Origin of the sequence: Piscinibacter sp. HJYY11 (assembly GCF_016735515.1) — a bacterium.
Lineage (GTDB): Bacteria > Pseudomonadota > Gammaproteobacteria > Burkholderiales > Burkholderiaceae_C > Rhizobacter.
Genome location: NZ_JAERQZ010000001.1, coordinates 2,019,439 through 2,037,842 on the forward strand (window position 1 = coordinate 2,019,439; position 18,404 = coordinate 2,037,842).

At 68.0% G+C, this 18,404-nt stretch carries 20 protein-coding genes; 11 read left to right on the top strand and 9 right to left on the bottom strand.

What is annotated here, in order from left to right; genetic code table 11:
• Positions 1 to 4: 4 nt before the first annotated feature.
• The 3 genes from JI745_RS09190 to ureC are packed head-to-tail and all read left to right on the top strand — an operon-like array spanning position 5 to position 2,220.
• Positions 5 to 169 (top strand): hypothetical protein, encoded by a 165-nt coding sequence (locus tag JI745_RS09190; RefSeq protein ID WP_201805590.1) that lies wholly within the window; start codon positions 5 to 7, stop codon positions 167 to 169.
• The gene (locus tag JI745_RS09195; protein WP_201805591.1) at positions 169 to 474 is read left to right on the top strand and encodes an urease subunit beta; all 306 of its coding nucleotides are present in this window, start codon (positions 169 to 171) and stop codon (positions 472 to 474) included. Before JI745_RS09190 ends, JI745_RS09195 begins: the two co-directional genes overlap by 1 nt.
• A 30-nt stretch (positions 475 to 504) precedes the next feature.
• On the top strand, positions 505 to 2,220 hold the full coding sequence (ureC, locus tag JI745_RS09200) for an urease subunit alpha (RefSeq protein WP_201805592.1): 1,716 nt from the start codon (positions 505 to 507) through the stop codon (positions 2,218 to 2,220).
• Positions 2,221 to 2,289: 69 nt separating this feature from the next.
• Here ureC and JI745_RS09205 read toward each other — a convergent pair whose 3' ends face one another.
• Both JI745_RS09205 and JI745_RS09210 read right to left on the bottom strand, forming a co-directional pair.
• Positions 2,290 to 2,871 (bottom strand): hypothetical protein, encoded by a 582-nt coding sequence (locus JI745_RS09205; protein ID WP_201805593.1) that lies wholly within the window; start codon positions 2,869 to 2,871, stop codon positions 2,290 to 2,292.
• Positions 2,872 to 2,956: 85 nt separating this feature from the next.
• Entirely contained in the window at positions 2,957 to 3,931 is a 975-nt protein-coding gene (locus JI745_RS09210) for a tripartite tricarboxylate transporter substrate binding protein (RefSeq protein ID WP_201805594.1), read from the bottom strand.
• Between the two features lie 149 nt (positions 3,932 to 4,080).
• Here JI745_RS09210 and JI745_RS09215 point away from each other — a divergent pair, with 149 nt between their 5' ends.
• A complete protein-coding gene (locus JI745_RS09215) occupies positions 4,081 to 4,734 on the top strand; it encodes a LysE family translocator (RefSeq protein WP_201812447.1) in 654 nt (217 codons plus the stop codon).
• A gap of 4 nt (positions 4,735 to 4,738) precedes the next feature.
• On the opposite strand, the gene JI745_RS09220 is transcribed toward JI745_RS09215, so the two are convergent.
• On the bottom strand, positions 4,739 to 5,815 hold the full coding sequence (locus JI745_RS09220) for an ABC transporter ATP-binding protein (RefSeq protein WP_201805595.1): 1,077 nt from the start codon (positions 5,813 to 5,815) through the stop codon (positions 4,739 to 4,741).
• Between the two features lie 55 nt (positions 5,816 to 5,870).
• On the opposite strand from JI745_RS09220, the gene JI745_RS09225 reads away from it, so the two are divergent.
• Positions 5,871 to 7,526 carry an iron ABC transporter permease gene (locus tag JI745_RS09225; RefSeq protein ID WP_201805596.1) on the top strand — a complete coding sequence of 552 codons (1,656 nt, stop codon included), beginning with the start codon at positions 5,871 to 5,873 and terminating at the stop codon, positions 7,524 to 7,526.
• Between the two features lie 302 nt (positions 7,527 to 7,828).
• Here JI745_RS09225 and JI745_RS09230 read toward each other — a convergent pair whose 3' ends face one another.
• On the bottom strand, positions 7,829 to 8,845 hold the full coding sequence (locus JI745_RS09230) for an extracellular solute-binding protein (protein WP_201805597.1): 1,017 nt from the start codon (positions 8,843 to 8,845) through the stop codon (positions 7,829 to 7,831).
• Positions 8,846 to 8,996: 151 nt separating this feature from the next.
• Between JI745_RS09230 and ureE the strand changes: the two genes are divergently transcribed.
• Genes ureE through JI745_RS09250 form a run of 4 tightly spaced genes read left to right on the top strand, consistent with a single transcriptional unit; the run spans position 8,997 to position 11,673 of the window.
• Positions 8,997 to 9,638 carry an urease accessory protein UreE gene (gene ureE, locus JI745_RS09235; protein ID WP_201805599.1) on the top strand — a complete coding sequence of 214 codons (642 nt, stop codon included), beginning with the start codon at positions 8,997 to 8,999 and terminating at the stop codon, positions 9,636 to 9,638.
• Positions 9,639 to 9,652: 14 nt separating this feature from the next.
• A complete protein-coding gene (locus tag JI745_RS09240) occupies positions 9,653 to 10,369 on the top strand; it encodes an urease accessory protein UreF (protein ID WP_201805601.1) in 717 nt (238 codons plus the stop codon).
• A 37-nt stretch (positions 10,370 to 10,406) separates the two neighbouring features.
• Complete coding sequence (ureG, locus tag JI745_RS09245; RefSeq protein ID WP_201805603.1) at positions 10,407 to 11,051, top strand: urease accessory protein UreG; 645 nt, start codon at positions 10,407 to 10,409, stop codon at positions 11,049 to 11,051.
• 4 nt (positions 11,052 to 11,055) lie between these two features.
• The gene (locus tag JI745_RS09250; protein ID WP_201805605.1) at positions 11,056 to 11,673 is read left to right on the top strand and encodes a glutathione S-transferase family protein; all 618 of its coding nucleotides are present in this window, start codon (positions 11,056 to 11,058) and stop codon (positions 11,671 to 11,673) included.
• A gap of 28 nt (positions 11,674 to 11,701) precedes the next feature.
• Here JI745_RS09250 and JI745_RS09255 read toward each other — a convergent pair whose 3' ends face one another.
• Positions 11,702 to 12,622 (bottom strand): LysR family transcriptional regulator, encoded by a 921-nt coding sequence (locus JI745_RS09255; protein ID WP_201805606.1) that lies wholly within the window; start codon positions 12,620 to 12,622, stop codon positions 11,702 to 11,704.
• An 81-nt stretch (positions 12,623 to 12,703) separates the two neighbouring features.
• On the opposite strand from JI745_RS09255, the gene lysA reads away from it, so the two are divergent.
• Together lysA and JI745_RS09265 are read left to right on the top strand one after the other, a co-directional pair.
• Positions 12,704 to 13,933 (top strand): diaminopimelate decarboxylase, encoded by a 1,230-nt coding sequence (gene lysA, locus JI745_RS09260; RefSeq protein WP_201805607.1) that lies wholly within the window; start codon positions 12,704 to 12,706, stop codon positions 13,931 to 13,933.
• 18 nt (positions 13,934 to 13,951) lie between these two features.
• A complete protein-coding gene (locus JI745_RS09265; RefSeq protein ID WP_201805608.1) occupies positions 13,952 to 14,956 on the top strand; it encodes a PD40 domain-containing protein in 1,005 nt (334 codons plus the stop codon).
• Here the strand turns inward: JI745_RS09265 and JI745_RS09270 are convergent, their stop codons facing one another.
• From JI745_RS09270 to JI745_RS09285, 4 genes are read right to left on the bottom strand one after another with little or no spacing between them, the layout of a single operon-like run.
• On the bottom strand, positions 14,957 to 15,976 hold the full coding sequence (locus tag JI745_RS09270) for a S49 family peptidase (RefSeq protein WP_201805609.1): 1,020 nt from the start codon (positions 15,974 to 15,976) through the stop codon (positions 14,957 to 14,959). It lies immediately after the preceding gene.
• On the bottom strand, positions 15,973 to 16,374 hold the full coding sequence (locus JI745_RS09275; RefSeq protein ID WP_201805610.1) for a Rieske 2Fe-2S domain-containing protein: 402 nt from the start codon (positions 16,372 to 16,374) through the stop codon (positions 15,973 to 15,975). Before JI745_RS09275 ends, JI745_RS09270 begins: the two co-directional genes overlap by 4 nt.
• Complete coding sequence (locus JI745_RS09280) at positions 16,367 to 17,029, bottom strand: HAD family hydrolase (RefSeq protein ID WP_201805611.1); 663 nt, start codon at positions 17,027 to 17,029, stop codon at positions 16,367 to 16,369. Before JI745_RS09280 ends, JI745_RS09275 begins: the two co-directional genes overlap by 8 nt.
• The gene (locus JI745_RS09285) at positions 17,026 to 18,039 is read right to left on the bottom strand and encodes an RluA family pseudouridine synthase (RefSeq protein ID WP_404932806.1); all 1,014 of its coding nucleotides are present in this window, start codon (positions 18,037 to 18,039) and stop codon (positions 17,026 to 17,028) included. The genes JI745_RS09280 and JI745_RS09285 overlap by 4 nt, the downstream gene beginning before the upstream one ends.
• Positions 18,040 to 18,404: the final 365 nt, after the last annotated feature.

Consider the following 18,404-nt stretch of genomic DNA (forward strand, 5'->3'; position numbering starts at 1 on the left):
CGACATGACGCGTCTTGCTGCCCTGATTTCGCTGGCCCTCGCGGCCCCTGCCTTCGCCCATGACGGGCACGGCCCCACCGGCTCGCACTGGCACGCCACCGACACCCTCGGCTTCGTCGTCGTGCTGGCCTTGGCCGGTGCGGCCGTCTGGTTCAGCCGGAGGAAGTGATGACGCCCGGCGAGCTCTTCACCGACGGGCCCGACCATGTGCTCAACGCCGGCCGCCGCACCGCCACGCTCGTGATCGAGAACACCGGCGACCGGCCGATCCAGGTCGGCTCGCACTACCACTTCGCCGAGACCAACGCCGCGCTGAAGTTCGACCGCAAGGCCGCGCACGGCATGCGGCTGAACATCGCCTCGGGCACCGCAGTGCGCTTCGAGCCGGGCCAGCAGCGCACCGTCGAGCTGGTCGACTTCTCCGGCGAGCGCAAGGTGTATGGCTTCCGTGGCCTGGTGCAAGGCGCGCTCTGATCCTTCTTCATTCAAGAACCAGACCCCAGCATGGCAACCATCACAAGACGCGCCTATGCCGAGATGTTCGGCCCCACCACCGGTGACCGCGTGCGGCTGGCCGACACCGGCCTCATCGTCGAGGTGGAAAAGGACTACACCCTCGCGGCCGGTACCTACGGCGAAGAGGTGAAGTTCGGCGGCGGCAAGACCATCCGCGACGGCATGGGCCAGAGCCAGCGGCTCGCCAAGGAGGTGGCCGACACGGTGATCACCAACGCCCTGATCATCGACCACTGGGGCATCGTGAAAGCCGACATCGGCCTCAAGCACGGCCGCATCAGCGGCATCGGCAAGGCCGGCAACCCCGACGTGCAACCGGGCGTCGACATCATCATCGGCCCGGGCACCGAGATCATCGCGGGCGAGGGCAACATCATCACCGCCGGCGGCATCGACACGCACATCCACTTCATCTGCCCGCAGCAGATCGAGGAAGCGCTGATGAGCGGCGTGACCACCATGCTCGGCGGCGGCACCGGGCCGGCGACCGGCACCTTTGCCACGACCTGCACGCCGGGGCCGTGGCACATCCACCAGATGCTCAAGGCAGCCGAGAGCTTCCCGATGAACCTTGGCTTCCAGGGCAAGGGCAATGCGAGCCTGCCCGGGGCGCTGGACGAGCAGATCGAAGCCGGCGCCTATGGCCTGAAGCTGCACGAGGACTGGGGCACCACGCCCGCCGCCATCGACAACTGCCTGTCGGTCGCCGAGCGGCACGATGTGCAGATCACCATCCACACCGACACGCTCAACGAATCGGGCTTCGTCGAAGACACCATCGCCGCCTTCAAGGGCCGCACGATTGCAACCTTCCACACCGAAGGCGCGGGCGGCGGGCATGCGCCCGACATCATCAAGTGCGCGGGCTTGAGCAACGTACTGCCCTCGTCGACCAACCCGACGATGCCGTACACGGTGAACACCATCGACGAGCACCTCGACATGCTGATGGTGTGCCACCACCTCGACGCCTCGATCGCCGAGGACCTGGCGTTTGCCGAGAGCCGCATCCGCCGCGAGACGATCGCGGCCGAGGACATCCTGCACGACGTGGGCGTGTTCTCGATGATGTCGAGCGACAGCCAGGCCATGGGGCGCGTGGGCGAGGTGATCATCCGCACCTGGCAGACGGCCGACAAGATGAAGCAGCAGCGCGGCACGCTGCCCGAAGACAACGCGCGCCACGACAACTTCCGCGTCAAGCGCTACATCGCCAAGTACACGATCAACCCGGCAATCACGCAGGGCATCTCGCACGAGGTGGGCTCGGTCGAAGTGGGCAAGCTGGCCGATCTGGTGGTGTGGAAGCCGGCCTTCTTCGGTGTGAAGCCCTCGCTGATCCTCAAGGGCGGCGCGATTGCGGCCGCCGCGATGGGCGACCCGAATGCCTCGATCCCGACGCCGCAGCCGGTGCACTACCGGCCGATGTTCGCGGGCTACGGCACGGCCATGAACGCGACCTGCGTGACCTTCGTCTCACAGGCCGCGCTCGACCTCGGCGTGCCCGACAAGCTGGGCCTGCAGCGCCGTGCCGTCGCAGTGAAGAACACCCGCAAGATCGGCAAGGCCGACATGGTCCACAACAGCGGCACGCCGAAGATCGAGGTCGATGCCCAGACTTACGAGGTGCGGGCCGACGGCCAGCTGCTCACCTGCGAGCCGGCCACCGTGCTGCCGATGGCGCAGAAGTACTTTCTGTTCTGAGCGTCCTCGCCGTCGCACTCATTCAGCGCTGCCGCAAGTCGTCGCGGATCGCGTCGAATCTCAACAACATTAGGGAGCGCACGTTACGGCAACGTTTGTTGCGGTGCCGATCGTGTAGTTGCCTGAACCATTCGCAACCGTGCAGGTAAGCCCGAGCGGCTGGGTGCCCACAGTCACAGCATAGGCCGCTCCGTTTGACGGCAAGTTGGAAAAAACAAACGGGCCATTGAGCCCCACCACCAGCGCATTGCCACCGTTGTTGAGCAGTGTCACGGCAACCCCAGCCGTCAGCCCCGACACCGTGCCACTGATGCCCGCTGTCGTGGTACAGCTCACCTGCACGTTCTCGACATCGCTAGCCCGCGAGTTGATCTTCCCGCTGCCGTTGGTAACGGTGCAGGTCTGGCTCACGGGCTGCGTCAGCACGGTCACGCTGTAGTCGTCATCGGCATCGAGCGTGCGGGAGAACGTGAATCGACCGTTCTGTGACAGCGTGAGGTCGTCTGCACCGTTGTTCTGCAGCGTGACGCTCGCCCCGCTGCTCAGCCCGGTCAGCGAGCCGCCGACAGTGGCCAGGCCAAAGAACGGACATCCAGCCAGGCCCAAAGACACCAGCACACCCGAAGCAACGAGGACGACGCGACGAACCATGACTCACTCTCCCTGAACGCCCGCTCTCGAAATCGGCAGGCAACGGCCAGAAGAATATCGCAGCCGCGCGCCGCCAGCCCTTGACTCAGGTCACCTTCCCCATCGCCTTCAGCCGCTCGATCACCACCTTCTCGCGCGCCATCGTGTCCTCCGCGAACTTGCGGTATTGCTCCGGCGACATGTACAGCAGCTCCTGGTCGTAGCGGCCCATCACCTCGATGTGGTTGTTCATCTCGATGGCGCGCTTGAAGGTGTCGTGCAGCTTCTTCACGATGGCCGGGTCCATGCCCTTCGGGCCGACCAGGCCGTAGGGCGAGTTCTGCACGATGGGGATGCCCAGCTCGGTGAGTGTGGGGGCGTCGGGGAATTTCTTCGCGCGGGTCGCGCCCCAGGTGTTGAGCAGCCGCAGCTTGCCGCTCAGCACGTGCGGGCCGAAGCCGATGCTGTCGGCCACCGCCATCACCTGCCCTCCGAGGATCGCCGGGATGATCTCGGCCATGCCTTTGTAGGGGATGTGGTTCATCTCGATGCCCAGGCGGTACGAGATGTCTTCCATCGTCAGGTGCGGCGTGGTGTAGATGCCGCTCGTGGCGTAGGTCAGCTTGCCGGGGTTGGCTTTCGCCCAGGCCACGAGATCGGCCCACGTCTTGATCGGCGAATCGCTCGGCACCGCGATGCCGAAGGAGTAGCCGGTGATGCCGATCACGTAGCTGAACTCGGTGACCGGGTTCCAGGTGATCTTCTGCGTGTAGGGCAGGCGGAAGACGCTGATCGGCAGCTGCGCCAGCGTGTAGCCATCGGGCTTGGCCTGCAGCAGCAGCTGGCCGGCCATGGTGCCGCCGCCTCCGGGCTTGGCCTCGACGATCACCGTCTGGCCGAAGAGGGGCGAGGCGTTTTCCGCCATCACGCGGAACATCGCGTCGGTGGAGCCGCCCGCCGCGAAGGCCAGCAGCAGCTTGATCGGCTGGCTGGGGAAGTTGGCCTGCGCGTGGAGCGGGCCAGCGATGCTCGACGTGACCGTGGCGGCGCCCGCGAAGCGGATGAAATCTCGGCGTTGCATGGAGTGTCTCCTCTGAGTGGATCGGGCCATCTTCACACCCGCACGCGAATGCGCATTGAGTGCTTCCCCGCAGGGGGTGTTCCACGGCGCAAAACAAGCGCGGCAGCGCGCGCGATACTCGCCACAACCCCGCCCCGGAGATTCCCATGCTGCACGACCTGCTGCCGCCCCTGCCCCTGCTGCTTGCGTTCCTGACCGCGAGCTTCATCCTCGCCATCACGCCGGGCCCGGCGGTCGTCTACATCCTCGCGCGCACGCTGTCGCAAGGGCGCGCCTCCGGCCTCGCGTCGGTGGCCGGCGTGGCACTCGGCAACCTGGGCAACGCGGTTGGCGCAGCGCTCGGCCTGGCGGCGCTCTTCGCCGTGTCGTCGGCAGCCTTCACGGTGGTGAAGTGGGCGGGCGCGGTGTATTTGATCTGGATGGGCGTGCGAATGCTGCGCACCGCCGGCGCCACGACGACGGCGGGCGACACGCCGGTCGAGCCACTCAAGCGCCGGCGCATCTTTCGCGACGGCTTCGTCGTCGCGCTGCTGAACCCGAAAACGGCGCTCTTCTTCGCGGCCTTCCTGCCGCAGTTCATGACACCCAACGCCCCGGCGCTGACGCAGAGCCTGGCGCTCGGCGCCAGCTTCGTGGCGGTGGCGGCCTGCACCGACCTCTTCTACGTGCTGGCGGCAAGCCTCATCGCGCCGCGCATCGGCCAGCTGGGCCGGCATGCGCGCTGGGGCCAGCGTGCGGCCGGTGCATCGTTCATCGGCCTCGGGCTCCTGACCGCCTTCTCCAGCCGGCCGGCCACGAAGTGAGGCGTCAGCGCTGCGGCGCGAAAGCGATCACGTGGTCCATGTCCAGGCGCACGCCGATCGCTTCCTGCAGCGCGTGGTTGTGGTGCGACGGCACGAGCGCCAGCACGCGCGCACCGCTGCCGAGCTGCAAGGTGTAGAGGATCTCGGCGCCGCGGAAGGCCTTGTGCTGCACCGTTGCCCGCAGCGGGCTCGCGTCGTCGTGCAGCACGTCGTCGGGCCGCATCAGCACCTGCACACGCTCGCCCACCGCACAGGCCACGCCGGTGTCGGCCAGGCGGATGGGATGCTCTGAGCTCACTTCCCCGAGCTCGAGGCGCAGGCGCTGAGGCGCCACCACTTCCGCATCGACGAACACCCCCTGGCCGATGAAGTCGGCCACGAAACGGCTGTTTGGCCGGTGGTACAGCTCGTAGGCGCCGGCGAGCTGCTGGATGCGGCCCTGGTGCAGCACGGCGATCTCGTCGGCCATCGCGAAGGCCTCGTTCTGGTCGTGCGTGACGAACACGGCCGTCGTGCCCGCCGCCTTGAGGATGGTGCGCACCTCGGCGGCCAGCTGTTCGCGCAGCTCGACGTCGAGGTTGGAGAAAGGCTCGTCGAGCAGCAGGAGCCGCGGCCGGGGCGCAAGCGCCCGCGCCAAGGCCACACGCTGCTGCTGGCCGCCCGAGAGTTCATGCGGGTAGCGCTGGGCGGCGGACGCAAGGCCCACCGTGTGCAGCAGCTCCATCGCACGGTCGTCGGCGGCGCGCTTGTCGGCCACGCCGAAGCCCACGTTGCGCAGCACCGTGAGGTGGGGAAAGAGCGCGTAGTCCTGGAACACCATGCCGATGCGGCGGTGCTCGGGCGGCACATGGGCTCCGGGGCTGGCGACCACCCGGCCGTCGATGCGCACCTCGCCTTCGGCCACACGCTCGAAGCCGCCGATGCAGCGCAGCACCGTCGTCTTCCCGCAGCCAGAGGGGCCGAGCAGGCAGCAGACCGTGCCGGCGGCAAGCGTGAGATCAATGCCGCTGAAGGTGGACTGTGCGCCGTAGCGGTGGCCGAGCTGGTTCAGTTCGAGGACGGGGTGGGGCAAAGACGACATGGCGCAGGCAATCGAGGACAGGCCGCACCTTACACTGCCCGCGGCCTGCTTCCCCATGACGACGCTCCCGATCTCCACCGCACTGCACCCCACCCGCTGGCTCACCTGGTGGAGCCTCGTCATCGCCGCCATCGTGGCGGTGCCGGTGCTCTCGGTTGCGACGAGCCTCTTCAGCGCCGGCACCGGCAGCACCTGGGCCCACCTCGTGGCCACGCTGCTGCCCGAGTACGCCGTGACGAGCCTCGTGCTCTGCTTGGGCGTGGGCGTCGGCGTGGCGCTGCTCGGCGTGGGCGCGGCCTGGCTCGTGACGCATCTCGACTTCACGGGCCGACGCCAGTTCGAATGGCTGCTGGTCCTCCCACTCGCGATGCCGGCCTACGTGATGGCCTACACCTACACCGACCTGCTGCAGTTCACCGGGCCCGTGCAGCGAGCGCTGCGCGACACCTTCGGCTGGAGCCGCGCCGACTACTGGTTCCCCGACGTGCGCAGCACCGGCGGCGCCATCGCAATGTTCATCTGCGTGCTCTACCCCTATGTCTACATGCTGGCGCGCACGGCGTTCCTGGAGCGCGGCGGCGGCGTGATGGAGGCCGGCCGTTCGCTGGGGCTCAGCCCGTGGCGGAGCTTCCTGCGGCTGTCGGTCCCGATGGCACGGCCGGCCATCGCGGCCGGCGTGGCGCTCGCGCTGATGGAGACGCTGGCCGACTACGGCACGGTGTCGTACTTCGCGGTGCAGACCTTCACCACCGGCATCTACCGCGCGTGGTTCTCGCTCGGCGACCGTGCGGCGGCGGCCCAGCTGTCGATGTGCCTGCTGGGCTTCGTGCTGCTGGTGCTGGCGCTGGAGCGCAGCTCGCGCGGCCGTGCCCGCTACCACGGGCCGGGCCTGCGCCGGCAGCCACCCCGCGGGCCGCGCCTGCGCGGCTGGCGTGCGGCGCTGGCCTTCGCGGCCTGCTGCCTGCCGCTCGCGGCGGGCTTCCTGCTGCCGAACGGCGTGCTGCTGCACATGGCGATCACCGAGGGGGATGCACAGTTCGGTGCCCGCTTCTTCGAGCTGGCGCGCAACAGCCTCGTCGTCTCGGGCCTCACCGCCTTGCTCGCCGTGGCGCTGGCCCTGCTGGTCGCCTACGCCCGTCGGCTCGACCCCGGCCCGGTCGCCCGCAGCGCCCACTGGGCTGCCGGCATGGGCTACGCGCTGCCGGGCTCGGTGATCGCCGTGGGCGTGCTGATCCCGGTCGCGCGGCTGGACAACGCGCTGGCCCTCTGGCTGCGCGAGAGCTTCGGCTGGAACGTGGGGCTGCTCTTCACCGGCACGATTGCCGCGCTGGTGTTCGCGTGTGTGGTGCGCTTTCTCACCGCGGCACTGCAGACCGTCGACTCGGCCCTGCACCGCGTCACCCCGCACATGGACGATGCCGCGCGCAGCCTGGGCCTCACGCCGGCGCGCACGCTGATGCGGGTGCATGTGCCGCTGCTGCGGCGCGGGTTGCTCACGGCGGGGCTGCTCGTGTTCATCGACGTGATGAAGGAGCTGCCGGCCACGCTGGTGATGCGGCCGTTCAACTTCGACACGCTGGCGACGCAGGCCTATCGGCTGGCGTCGGACGAGCGCTTGGCGGAGGCCTCGACGGCCTCGCTCGCGATCGTGGTGGTGGGGTTACTGCCGCTCGTGGTGCTGTGCCGGCAGATTGCGAAGGATCGGGGCTGAGTGATCGGCTCGGCTTCGGCGGCAACGTGGACACAGGGGGAGGGGCTCCGTTCATGTCCCCCTTCGCCAACCCTCCCGGGTTGGCGAATTCCGCCTAATACTTCACTGCGCCCCTCTCCCTGTGCCCACGTTGCGAGACACACTGCCCGACGAAAGAGGCGCCCTGCCGCGGCCGTGCTGGCGCGCGGTGGTGGGGTGTCGCACGGAGCGAAGTAAAGGAGGAGAAAGAGATCGCGGGAGCGATCTCTTTCGGGGGACATGAGCGGAGTGCGATACCCCGCCGCCGCGCGCCCCTCAAGAAATCAGCGCCACCCAGCCCGATCAAACACCTTCTGTGCAGCAGCCGTAGCAGGAGCCCACTTCGACAGCGGCGTCTCATCCGCCTTGAACGCGCCCAGCTTGTCCAGCGCCGGGTTCTTGAACGACGAAGTCTTCACCACCGGCCATTCGTTGTTGCCGTCGGCGAAGTAGTTCTGCGCCGAATCGCTCGCCAGGTATTCCAGGAACTTGATGGCATTGGCCTTGTTGGGCGCGGTCTTGATCAGGCCGCCCCCCGACACGTTGACGTGCGTGCCCCAGGTCTTCTGGTTGGGCCAGACCACGGTGAGGGCCGCCACGTCCTTCACATCCTCGGGCTTGGTCGAGCGCATCAGGCGGGCAACGTAGTAGCTGTTGGAGATGGCCACGCCGCACTCGCCGGCGGCCACGGCACGCAGCTGATCGGTGTCGCCGCCCTTGGGGGCACGGGCGAAGTTGGCGACCACGCCCTTGGCCCAATCTTCGGTCTTGGCTTCGCCGTGGTGGGTGATGAGCGCCGCACCCAGCGAGAGGTTGTAGGGGTGCGAGCCGGAGCGCACGCAGATCTGGCCCTTGAGGCGGGGGTGGGCCAAGTCTTCGTAGGTCTGCACCCACTCGGGGTTGATCGTCTTGGCGTTGTAGACGATCACGCGCGCGCGGGTCGAGAAGGCCAGCCAGTTGGCAGTGCGCAGGTGCGCGGGCACGCGGGCGTCGAGGACCTTGGAGTTGGCGGGCGCGAAGACGCCGGCCTTGTCGGCGATCTCCAGGCGCGAGGCGTCAACGGTGATGAACACGTCGGCCGGCGAGCTGGCGCCTTCGTTCTTGATGCGCTCGAGCAGCTCGTCTTCCTTGCCCTCGATGCGGTTGATCTTGATGCCGGTTTCCTTGGTGAAGTTGGCGTACAGCGCCTCGTCGGTCTGGTAGTGGCGCGCGGTGTACAGGTTGATCACCTGGGCATGGGCGGTGACGGCGGCGGTGGCCAGCAAGGCGGCCGCGAGACGGGGAAGGAGAGTGGTCTTCATGGGAGGTCCTCAAGTGGCGGCAGACCGGGGCGACCCCGGCGCGGCGGAATCGTATCAGGAACGATTCGCATTTCCGATGAGTGGCTCGGCGCGGTTTGGTTCCGTTGCCCTGCCCGACGCAGGCCCAGTGTTTGCTGCGAAACTGCCCGCCATGCTGACCGTCAACAAACTCGTCGCCCAAGGCCGCGGCCTTGCCCCCGTGCTGCTCAAGCGCGCCGCCACCGTGGTGCTCGACTGGGACACCCGCCAGAAAAGCCGCTTCGACAGCGAAGACTCGCAAGGCCGCACGCTCGGTGTCTTCCTGCCGCGGGGCACCGTGGTGCGCGGGGGCGACGTGCTGGTGGCCGAAGACGGCTCGCTGATCAAGGTGGTCGCCACGCCGCAGCCGGTGCTGGTGGTGCGCACGTGTCCCGAGCATGGCGCGCCGGTCGACCTGCTGCGTGCGGCCTATCACCTGGGCAACCGCCACGTGCAACTGGAAGTGCAGCCCGACCACCTGCACCTCGAGCCCGACCACGTGCTGGCCGACATGCTGCGCCACATGCACCTGATCGTGACCGAGGAGCTGGCGCCTTTCGAGCCGGAAGGCGGCGCATATGCGGCGGGGGGTCATGGGCACGCGCATGGCCACGAGACGCACGGGCACGGCCACGACCACGGGCATGACCATCAGGGCCACCATCACAACCACAACCACAACCACGACCACGACCACGACCACGACCACGATCACAGCCACGGCCACGCCCACGCTCACCACGAGCATGGCCCCGGCTGCAACCACGATCACTGAGGGTCACCCGCCGCATGCGCTCACGGCCCCTCTCGCGCCAGACCCCGCCGCTCGCCCCGGGCGCCCTGCTGCAGCTGATGTGGCTCGCGTCGCCCGCGCTGCCGGTGGGCGGCTTCAGCTACTCGGAAGGCCTCGAAGCCGCTGTCGAGGCCGGCCTGGTTACCACCGAAGCGCAGACACGCGCCTGGCTGCTCGACCAGCTTCGGGTGGGCCTCGCGCGCAGCGAGCTGTCGGTGGTGCACCGCGCGTTCCTCGCCTGGCAGCGTGACGACACGCCCACCATCGCCGAACTGAACGACTGGATGATCGCCACCCGCGAGTCGAGCGAGATGCGCTTGCAGACCGAGCAGATGGGCCGCTCGCTGGTCGAGTGGCTCAAGAACCGTGGCGTCGAAGACGCACGCGTCGCCACGCTCGCGCAGCTGAAGCCCGCACCGACGTGGCCTGTCGCCTTTGCGCTGGCCGCCGCGCAGACCGGCGCGCCGGCGCGCGAGGCCTTGCTGAGCTTCGCGTTCGGCTGGGCCGAGAACATGATGCAGGCCGCGCTCAAGGCGGTGCCGCTGGGTCAAAGCGCCGGGCAGCGCGTGTTGTCGGCGCTGGGCGACGAGATCCCCGGTGCCGTGGCCCACGCCATGCGGCTCGGCGACAGCGAGCGCCGCGCGCACACGCCGATGCTGGCGATCCTGTCGGCACAGCACGAGACGCAGTACTCGCGGCTCTTCCGCTCGTAAACGCCCTCCTTCCCTCCCTCATCCGCTTCCACACACCATGAGCACCCTGCACGCCATCCCCAACCGCACCAAGAAACTGCCCCCGCTGCGCGTGGGCGTCGGCGGGCCGGTGGGTTCGGGCAAGACGACGCTGGTCGAGATGCTCTGCAAGACCATGCGCGAGCAGTACGACCTGGTCGTCGTCACCAACGACATCTACACCAAGGAAGACCAGCGCCTGCTGACCGTCGCCGGCGCGCTGGAGGCCGACCGCATCATGGGCGTGGAGACGGGCGGCTGCCCGCACACCGCCATCCGCGAAGACGCGTCGATCAACCTCGAAGCTGTCGACCGCATGCTGGAAAAGTACCCGAACGCCGACGTCGTGTTCATCGAGTCGGGCGGCGACAACCTCGCGGCCACCTTCAGCCCGGAGCTTTCCGACCTCACCATCTATGTGATCGATGTCGCCGCTGGCGAGAAGATCCCGCGCAAGGGCGGCCCGGGCATCACCAAGAGCGACCTCTTCGTCATCAACAAGACCGACCTCGCGCCCTACGTCGGCGCCAACCTCGACGTGATGGAAGCCGACACGAAACGCATGCGGCCGAACCGGCCTTTCGTGATGAGCAACCTCAAGACCCAGGCCGGCTTGAAGGACGTGATCGCCTTCATCGAGACCAAGGGCATGCTGAAGGCCTGAGCCGATGCTGACCCTCTACTACGCCCCCGCCACCTGCGCCCTCGCCGCGCACATCGCCCTCGAGCAGGCCGGCGCCGACTACCGCCTGGAGCGGGTCGACTTCAAGAGTTCGCAGCAGCGCTCGCCCGAATACCTGAAGCTCAACCCGCGCGGCCGCGTGCCGGCGCTCGTGACCGAACACGGCGTGCTGACCGAGACGCCGGCGATCCTGCTCTACATCGCGCAGCGCTACCCCGAGGCGAAGCTCGTCCCGTTCAACGACCCGTGGGCGCTCGCGCAGCTCAATGCCTTCTGCAGCTACCTCTGCTCGACGGTGCACGTGGCGCACGCCCACGGCCGGCGCGGCGCGCGCTGGGCCGACGACCCGGCAGCCATCGAGGCGATGAAGGCCAAGGTGCCGCAGACCGTGGGCGACGGCTTCGCGATGATCGAGACCGAGTTCTTCAAGGGCCCCTGGGTCATGGGTGAGCGCTACACCATTGCCGATCCGTACCTCTACACCCTCGCCACCTGGATGGAAGGCGACAGTGTGGACCCGGCCCGCTTCCCCAAGGTGGCCGAACACCGCCGCCGCATGGCGTCGCTGCCGGCGGTGCAGAAGGTGCTGGCCGCCGAAGCCTGAGGCACCCCGCCCGCTGAACCGCGGGCCCTCACCGCTTCGACAACTGCCGCAGGCGCGCTTGCAGGCTGCCCGCGGCCTGTTGCAAGGCTGCGACGAAGGCCTCACGCAAGGGGCTGGCAGGCCGCAGCTGCGGCAGCACCAGCGTCACCGCAAACGGAATCGAGAAGGACAGCGGCCGCACCTGCACCCCGGCACCGGCCAGCTCCATCGCCGTGAGCGGGTTGACGATGGCCACGCCCAGGCCCTGCCGCACCAGCGCACAGACCGATGCGGCACTGGCCGTCTCGACGGCGAGGCGGCGCTGCACGCCCTCGCGCTCGAAGAGCGCATCGACCAGCTCGCGGTAGGGGTCGGCCGGGGCGAAGCTCACAAAGGGCTGGCCGGCGAAGTCCTTCGGCTTGAGCACACGCTTGGCCAGCAAGGGGTGGCCATCGGGCAGCACGCCCACCTCGTCGGCCTGCAGCAGCGTCGAGGTCGACGTCGCCGCGGGGGCATGGATGCGTTCGCAGAGGCCGAGGTCGAAGCGCTGCTCGGTGAGCCACTCTTCGAGCAGCGGTGATTCCTGCGGCGTGATGGAGACGCCGACCTGCGGGTGCTCGGCGGCGAAGCGCTGCACGGCCAACGGCAGCAGCCCATGCGCCAGCGCGGGCAGGCAGGCGATGCTGAGACGGCCCTGCGCGAACTCGCGCAGAGACCGTGCAGCCGCGGCGATGCGCTCCAGGCCAAGGTAGGAGCGCTGCACCTCTTCGAGCAGGGCGAGTGCGCGCGCGGTGGGCCTCAGCCGGCCGCGCACACGGTCGAAGAGGTTCATCTGCAGCACCTGCTCCAGGCGCGCCAGCTCGCGGCTGACGGTGGGCTGAGAGGTGTGCAACGCCTGCGCGGCCTGGGTCACGTTGCCGGTGTTCATCACGGCTCGGAAGACCTCGATCTGGCGGTGCGTCAGCTTCATGCGCGGAGCATATCCATTCTGAATGGATGATCGACAAACAATTACTTTTCAGAATGCACGATCCGGCGCACGATGCGGGGCATGAACCCGTTTTCCGCCCCCACCCTGCGTGACATCGCGCGCACCCACGGCACGCCCTGCTGGGCCTATGACGCCGCCACCATCCGCCAGCGCATCGCCGCGCTCAAGGCGTTCGACACCATCCGCTTCGCGCAGAAGGCCAACTCCAACACCCATCTGCTGCGGCTGATGCGCGCAGAGGGCGTGAAGGTCGACGCAGTGTCGCTGGGCGAGATCGAACGGGCGCTGGCCGCGGGCTACGTGGCCGGCGGAGACGAGATCGTGTTCACCGCCGACCTGTTCGACCACGCCACGCTCACGCGCATCGCCGAGCTGAAGGTGCCGGTGAATGCCGGCTCCATCGACATGCTCCACCAGCTCGGCGAGCGCTCGCCCGGCCACCGGGTGTGGCTGCGCATCAACCCGGGCTTCGGCCACGGCCACAGCAACAAGACCAACACCGGCGGCGAGCACAGCAAGCACGGCATCTGGCACACCGACCTGCCCGCCGCGCTCGCGGCCATCCGCCAGCATGGGCTGAAGCTCGTCGGCCTGCACATGCACATCGGCTCGGGCGTCGACTACTCGCACCTGGAGCAGGTGTGCCACGCGATGGTCGAGCTGGTGGCCAGGGTCGACCTGCCCATCGAGGCCATCTCGGCAGGTGGTGGCCTCTCGATCCCCTACCGCGATGGCGACCCGCAGATCGACACCGCGCACTACTTCAGCGTGTGGGACGCCGCGCGCCGCGAGATCGCGAAGCAGCAAGGCCACGCCATCCACCTCGAGCTGGAACCCGGCCGCTACCTCGTCGCCGAGGCGGGCGTGCTGGTGGCCGAAGTGCGCGCCACCAAGCAGATGGGGCGCAACCATTTCGTGCTGGTCGATGCCGGCTTCAACGAGCTGATGCGCCCTTCGATGTACGGCAGCTTCCACCGCATCGACGTGCTGCCCGCCGACGACACCGCGCGCGCCGTGCAACCCACCGTGGTGGCCGGCCCGCTGTGCGAATCGGGCGACGTGTTCACCCAAGGCGAAGGGGGCGTGGTGCAGACCCGCGACTTGCCACAGGCAAACGTGGGCGACCTGCTCGTGTTCCACGATGCAGGTGCCTACGGGGCATCGATGTCATCCAACTACAACACGCGCCCGTTCATCCCCGAAGTGCTGGTCGATGCGGGCAAGATCCGCCTCATTCGCCGCCGACAGACGGTGGCCGAGCTGCTGGCACTCGAAGACACCGGCAGCTGATCACAGAGGGAGCCCACGATGCGTTTGTCGATCACCGCCCTCACCTTGATCGCAGCGCTCGTGGGATGTGGGGGCAAGTCGGAGAGCTCGCCCGCCGCACCGCAATGCTCGGGCTTCAGTTCGGGCACCGTGCCGACGCTGCAGATGAACCAGTTGCTGTTCGACTCTGACCGCAACGACAGCCGGCATGAGATCTACGTGATGCGCACCGACGGCAGCTGCGTCAGCCGTCTCACGAACAACGCGCTGTACGAGAACTGGTGGCCGCGTGCCTCGCCCGACCGCACCAGGATCCTCTTCTACCGATCACCGGCAGGCGACCCCGAAAACTACTTCAACGCCAGCCTGTGGGTGATGAACGCCGACGGCAGCGGTCAGACGCAACTCATCGCCGATGGCGGCAACGGCTGGGCCGCGCACGGCCACGGCGAGTGGTCACCCGACGGCACCAGGATCGCGATGTTCGGGGCGCTCAGCACCACGCGCGCCGAAATCTTCGTCACCGATGCGAACGGGCAGAACCCGGTGCAGTACACCAACCGCAACGGGTGGAACACCGACGTGTCGTGGTCGCCAAACGGTGCCACCCTGCTCTTCAACGGCTGCGCCAATCCGGCCGTGTGCGCGCCCGCGAACTATGAGCTCTTCGCGTTGAACGCGACGCCCCTCGCCGCCGCGGTGCAGATCACCAACGACTCGCTGGCCGACTACGACGCCTACTACTCACCCGACGGCACCAAGATCGCGTGGCTCGTCAACGTGAACCCGGCCGCGAACGGCGGCATCGGCCGCTGGGCGATCCGCATCGCCATCGTCGGCCAATCGGCGACCTACCTGATCGACGACGGCAACATCAACAGCAAGCCGGCGTGGAGCCTCGACAGCCAGACGATCTACTTCCACCGGATGGTGCCGGCCGAGGGCCTGCGCTTCCGCGTGTTCAGCATCCGGCCAGATGGCACGGGGCTCACCGAGCTGACGCCGGGCACTTCGACGGGCAACAGCGAGCACCCGTCGAACTGATCATCGAAGTGAGGGCAACCCGCGCATCGCCTTCACCGCGCCTTCGCCGACCGACGCGCCGAAGCGCTTGGCCAGCCGCTCGGCCACGTTTTCCTTCGGCGTGTAGTCGATGATCTCCTCGGCCTTCACCACCTCGCGGGCCACGTAGTCGAGGTTGCCCAGGTGGTCAGCGAGGCCCAGCTTCACAGCCTCTTCGCCGTTCCAGAACAGGCCCGAGAAGGTCTCGCCGTTCATCTTGAGGCGCTTGCCGCGGCCGTCTTTCACCACCTGGATGAACTGGCGGTGGATCTGGTCGATCATGGCCTGCGTGTAGGCACGGTGCTTCTCGGACAAGGGCGTGAACGGATCGCCGATGCCTTTGTTTTCGCCGGCGGTGATGAGGCGGCGCTCGACGCCGAGCTTTTCCATCGTGCCGGTGAAGCCGAAGCCGTCCATCAGCACGCCGATCGAGCCGACGATGCTGGCCTTGTCAGCATAGATCTCGTCGGCCGCCACGGCGATGTAGTACGCACCCGAGGCGCACTCTTCCTCGATCACCGCGTAGACCTTCTTCTTGTAGAGCGCCTTCAGGCGTTTGATCTCGTCGTTGATGATGCCGGCCTGCACCGGGCTGCCGCCGGGGGAATTGAAACGCAGCACGACGGCTTGCGCGCCTTCGTCCTGGAAGGCGTTTTTCAGCGCGGCCACCAGCAACTCGGCGCTGGCCTCGGTGTCGGCGGCGATCTCGCCGCGCACCTCCACCAGCGCGGTGTGCGGGCTGCTGGGCGCGGTCGAGCTGGTGCGCGAACTCAGCGCCATCCACACCACGAGCAGGAAGAAGACGAGCCAGGACAGGCGGAAAAACACCCGCCAGCGCCGCTCGGCGCGGCGGTCGGCCAGGTAGTCGCGGGCAAAGACGGCGAGCGTCTGCTCGAGCGGCGTGGGCACGGCAGTGGCGGGCGCTGCTGGCGGCGCAGGGGGAACGGCAGCAGCGGCTTCAGCCGGCGTGGCGGCCGGCGAGGTGTTGTCTTCGGGATTCATGCGGAGAACTGCGGAGGCGGGACGGGTCGGGTCTCGCGGGAAGGATACCAATACACCTCACCCTCGCGCTCGATCACCTTGAGCGCGGTGAGCTTGCCGCGCCCGCACGGGCCGCCGGCGCAGCGGCCGTCTTTCGGCGCGTAGCTGGCGCCGTGGATGGAGCAGATGATGAACTCGCGATCGGCGTCGAGAAACTCGCCGGGCTGCCAGTCCAGCTCGGTGGGCACGTGCAGGCAACGGTTGAGGTAGGCGACGAGCTGGCCATCGAAGCGCAGGACGAAGGCGCGCAGCTTCTCGTGGAAATGCTGCACCTCGAAGACGTGGGCCTTGCCGCGCTCGGTCAGCTCGCTCGAAGCGCACAGGCGCACGGCCGGCGCTTCGGGCTGGACATCAGGCATGGCGGGCCAGCCAGTCGTCGAGGTCGGCGACAGAGTGGGCGATGTGCAGCGGCTTGTACTGCGCGAAGCTCTCCGGCGTGTGGGCGCCGTAGCTCACGCCCACGCTCGCGGCCCCGGCGTTCTGCGCCAGCTGCAGGTCGTGCGTGGTGTCGCCGATCATCAGCGTGCGCTCGGGGTCGACGCCGAATTCGCGCATCAGCTCCTGCAGCATCAGCGGGTTGGGCTTGGAGGCGGTTTCGTCGGCGGTGCGGGTGCCGTCGAAGACGCCGTGCAGCTCGACCGTGGTCAGCGCTTCGTTGAGCCCCGTGCGCGACTTGCCGGTGGCCACCGCCAGCCAGTGGTTGCGCGCCTTCAGTGCCTTCAGCATCTCGATCGTGCCCTTGAAGAGCACGATCTCGTGCTGCTTGGCGAAGTAGTGGTGGCGGTAGCGCTGGCCAAGCTCGGGGTAGCGCTCGCGAGGCAGGCCGGGCGCGGCATGCTGCAAGGCGTCGATCAGGCCCATGCCGATCACATAGCTCGCGTCCTTGTCGCTCGGCACGGCCACGCCGAGGTCGGCGCAGGCGGCCTGGATGCAGCGGGTGATGAGTGCCGTCGAATCGAACAGGGTGCCGTCCCAGTCGAAGGCGATGAGGTCGAAGCGGCGCGGTCGGGTCATGCGGTGGGCGGCAAGGCTTGGAGGAATGCCTCGCATTCTGCGGGCAAGGGCGCGAGGAGTTCGATCGCCTCGCCACTGGCAGGGTGCTGGAAGCGGAGCCGGCGTGCGTGCAGGAACATGCGCTCGAAGCGCTGGCCCTTCACCGCCTCGCCCTTGGCCAGGGCCTTGTTGAGCGTGAAGTCGCCATATTTCTCGTCGCCTGCGATCGGGTGGCCTTCGCTGGCCAGGTGCACGCGGATCTGGTGGGTGCGGCCGGTCTTGATGGTCACGTCGAGCAGGGTGAAGCCGGCATAGGCCTGGGCCACGCTCACGAGCGTGATGGAACGGCGGCCTTCGTCGTGGTCGTCGTCGACGGTGCGCACGCGCCGCTCGCCTTCGGCGGTGAGGAACTTGTGCAGCGCCACGTCGATGACCTTCTTCTTCGCCGGCCAGGCGCCGATCACGAGCGCGGCGTAGGTCTTGCCCGTTTCGCGCCCACGAAACTGGTCCTGGAGGGCGACCAGCGCCGAGCGCTTTTTGGCGATCAGCAGCAGGCCCGAGGTTTCCTTGTCGAGCCTGTGCACGAGCTCAAGGAACTTCGCCGTCGGCCGCGCCTGGCGCAGCTGCTCGATCACGCCAGAGCTGACGCCACTGCCGCCGTGCACCGCCACGCCGGCGGGCTTGTTGACGGCGATCAGGTGCTCGTCTTCATGGACGATGGGAAATTCGCGCGCCGGGGCGGCCGGTGCTGCGGCCGGGTCGGCCATGCGCACCGGCGGCACCCGGATGATGTCGCCCAGTGCCAGCCGGGTGTCGGCCGAAGCCCGGCCCTTGTTGACGCGCACCTCACCGGAGCGGATGACCCGGTACACGTGGGTCTTGGGCACGCCCTTCAGCAGCTTGACCAGGAAGTTGTCGAGCCGCTGGCCCTCCGAGCCTTCGTCGATCTCGACCGTCTGCACGGCGGGAGGGGCGGCAGAAGGCCTCGGGCTTGCCGTTGTTTCCGCTTTGCCCCTTATAATGCGCCGCACCACGTTTCCGCTGTAAGTGATTGATTTTTCTGAGTTTACGCCGCGAGCGGCGCCCTACTCAGCCGATCACCCAGCACAACGAGGCCGGCCACGCGAAGAAGTTGTGGCCAAAAGGTGATGCAACGCACCCCGGCATGCAGCAGGCCGAGTCCCCAAGTGACACAGCGGCAGTCAGCCCGGTGCGGCAGAGAAACAAGAACGAACCCTCGCCAAAAGGTTTCCAAGCCAGAGACAAGCAACTAGCCGACGCGCGATGTGCGCCGGCCACACGTGCAAGGCTCTGGCCCGCGTCCAGTGATCAAAGCGGATGACGTGCCCCATCTCCCACCCCACGCTGCCCCTGCGCGAATGTCGCGCCGGCAGCG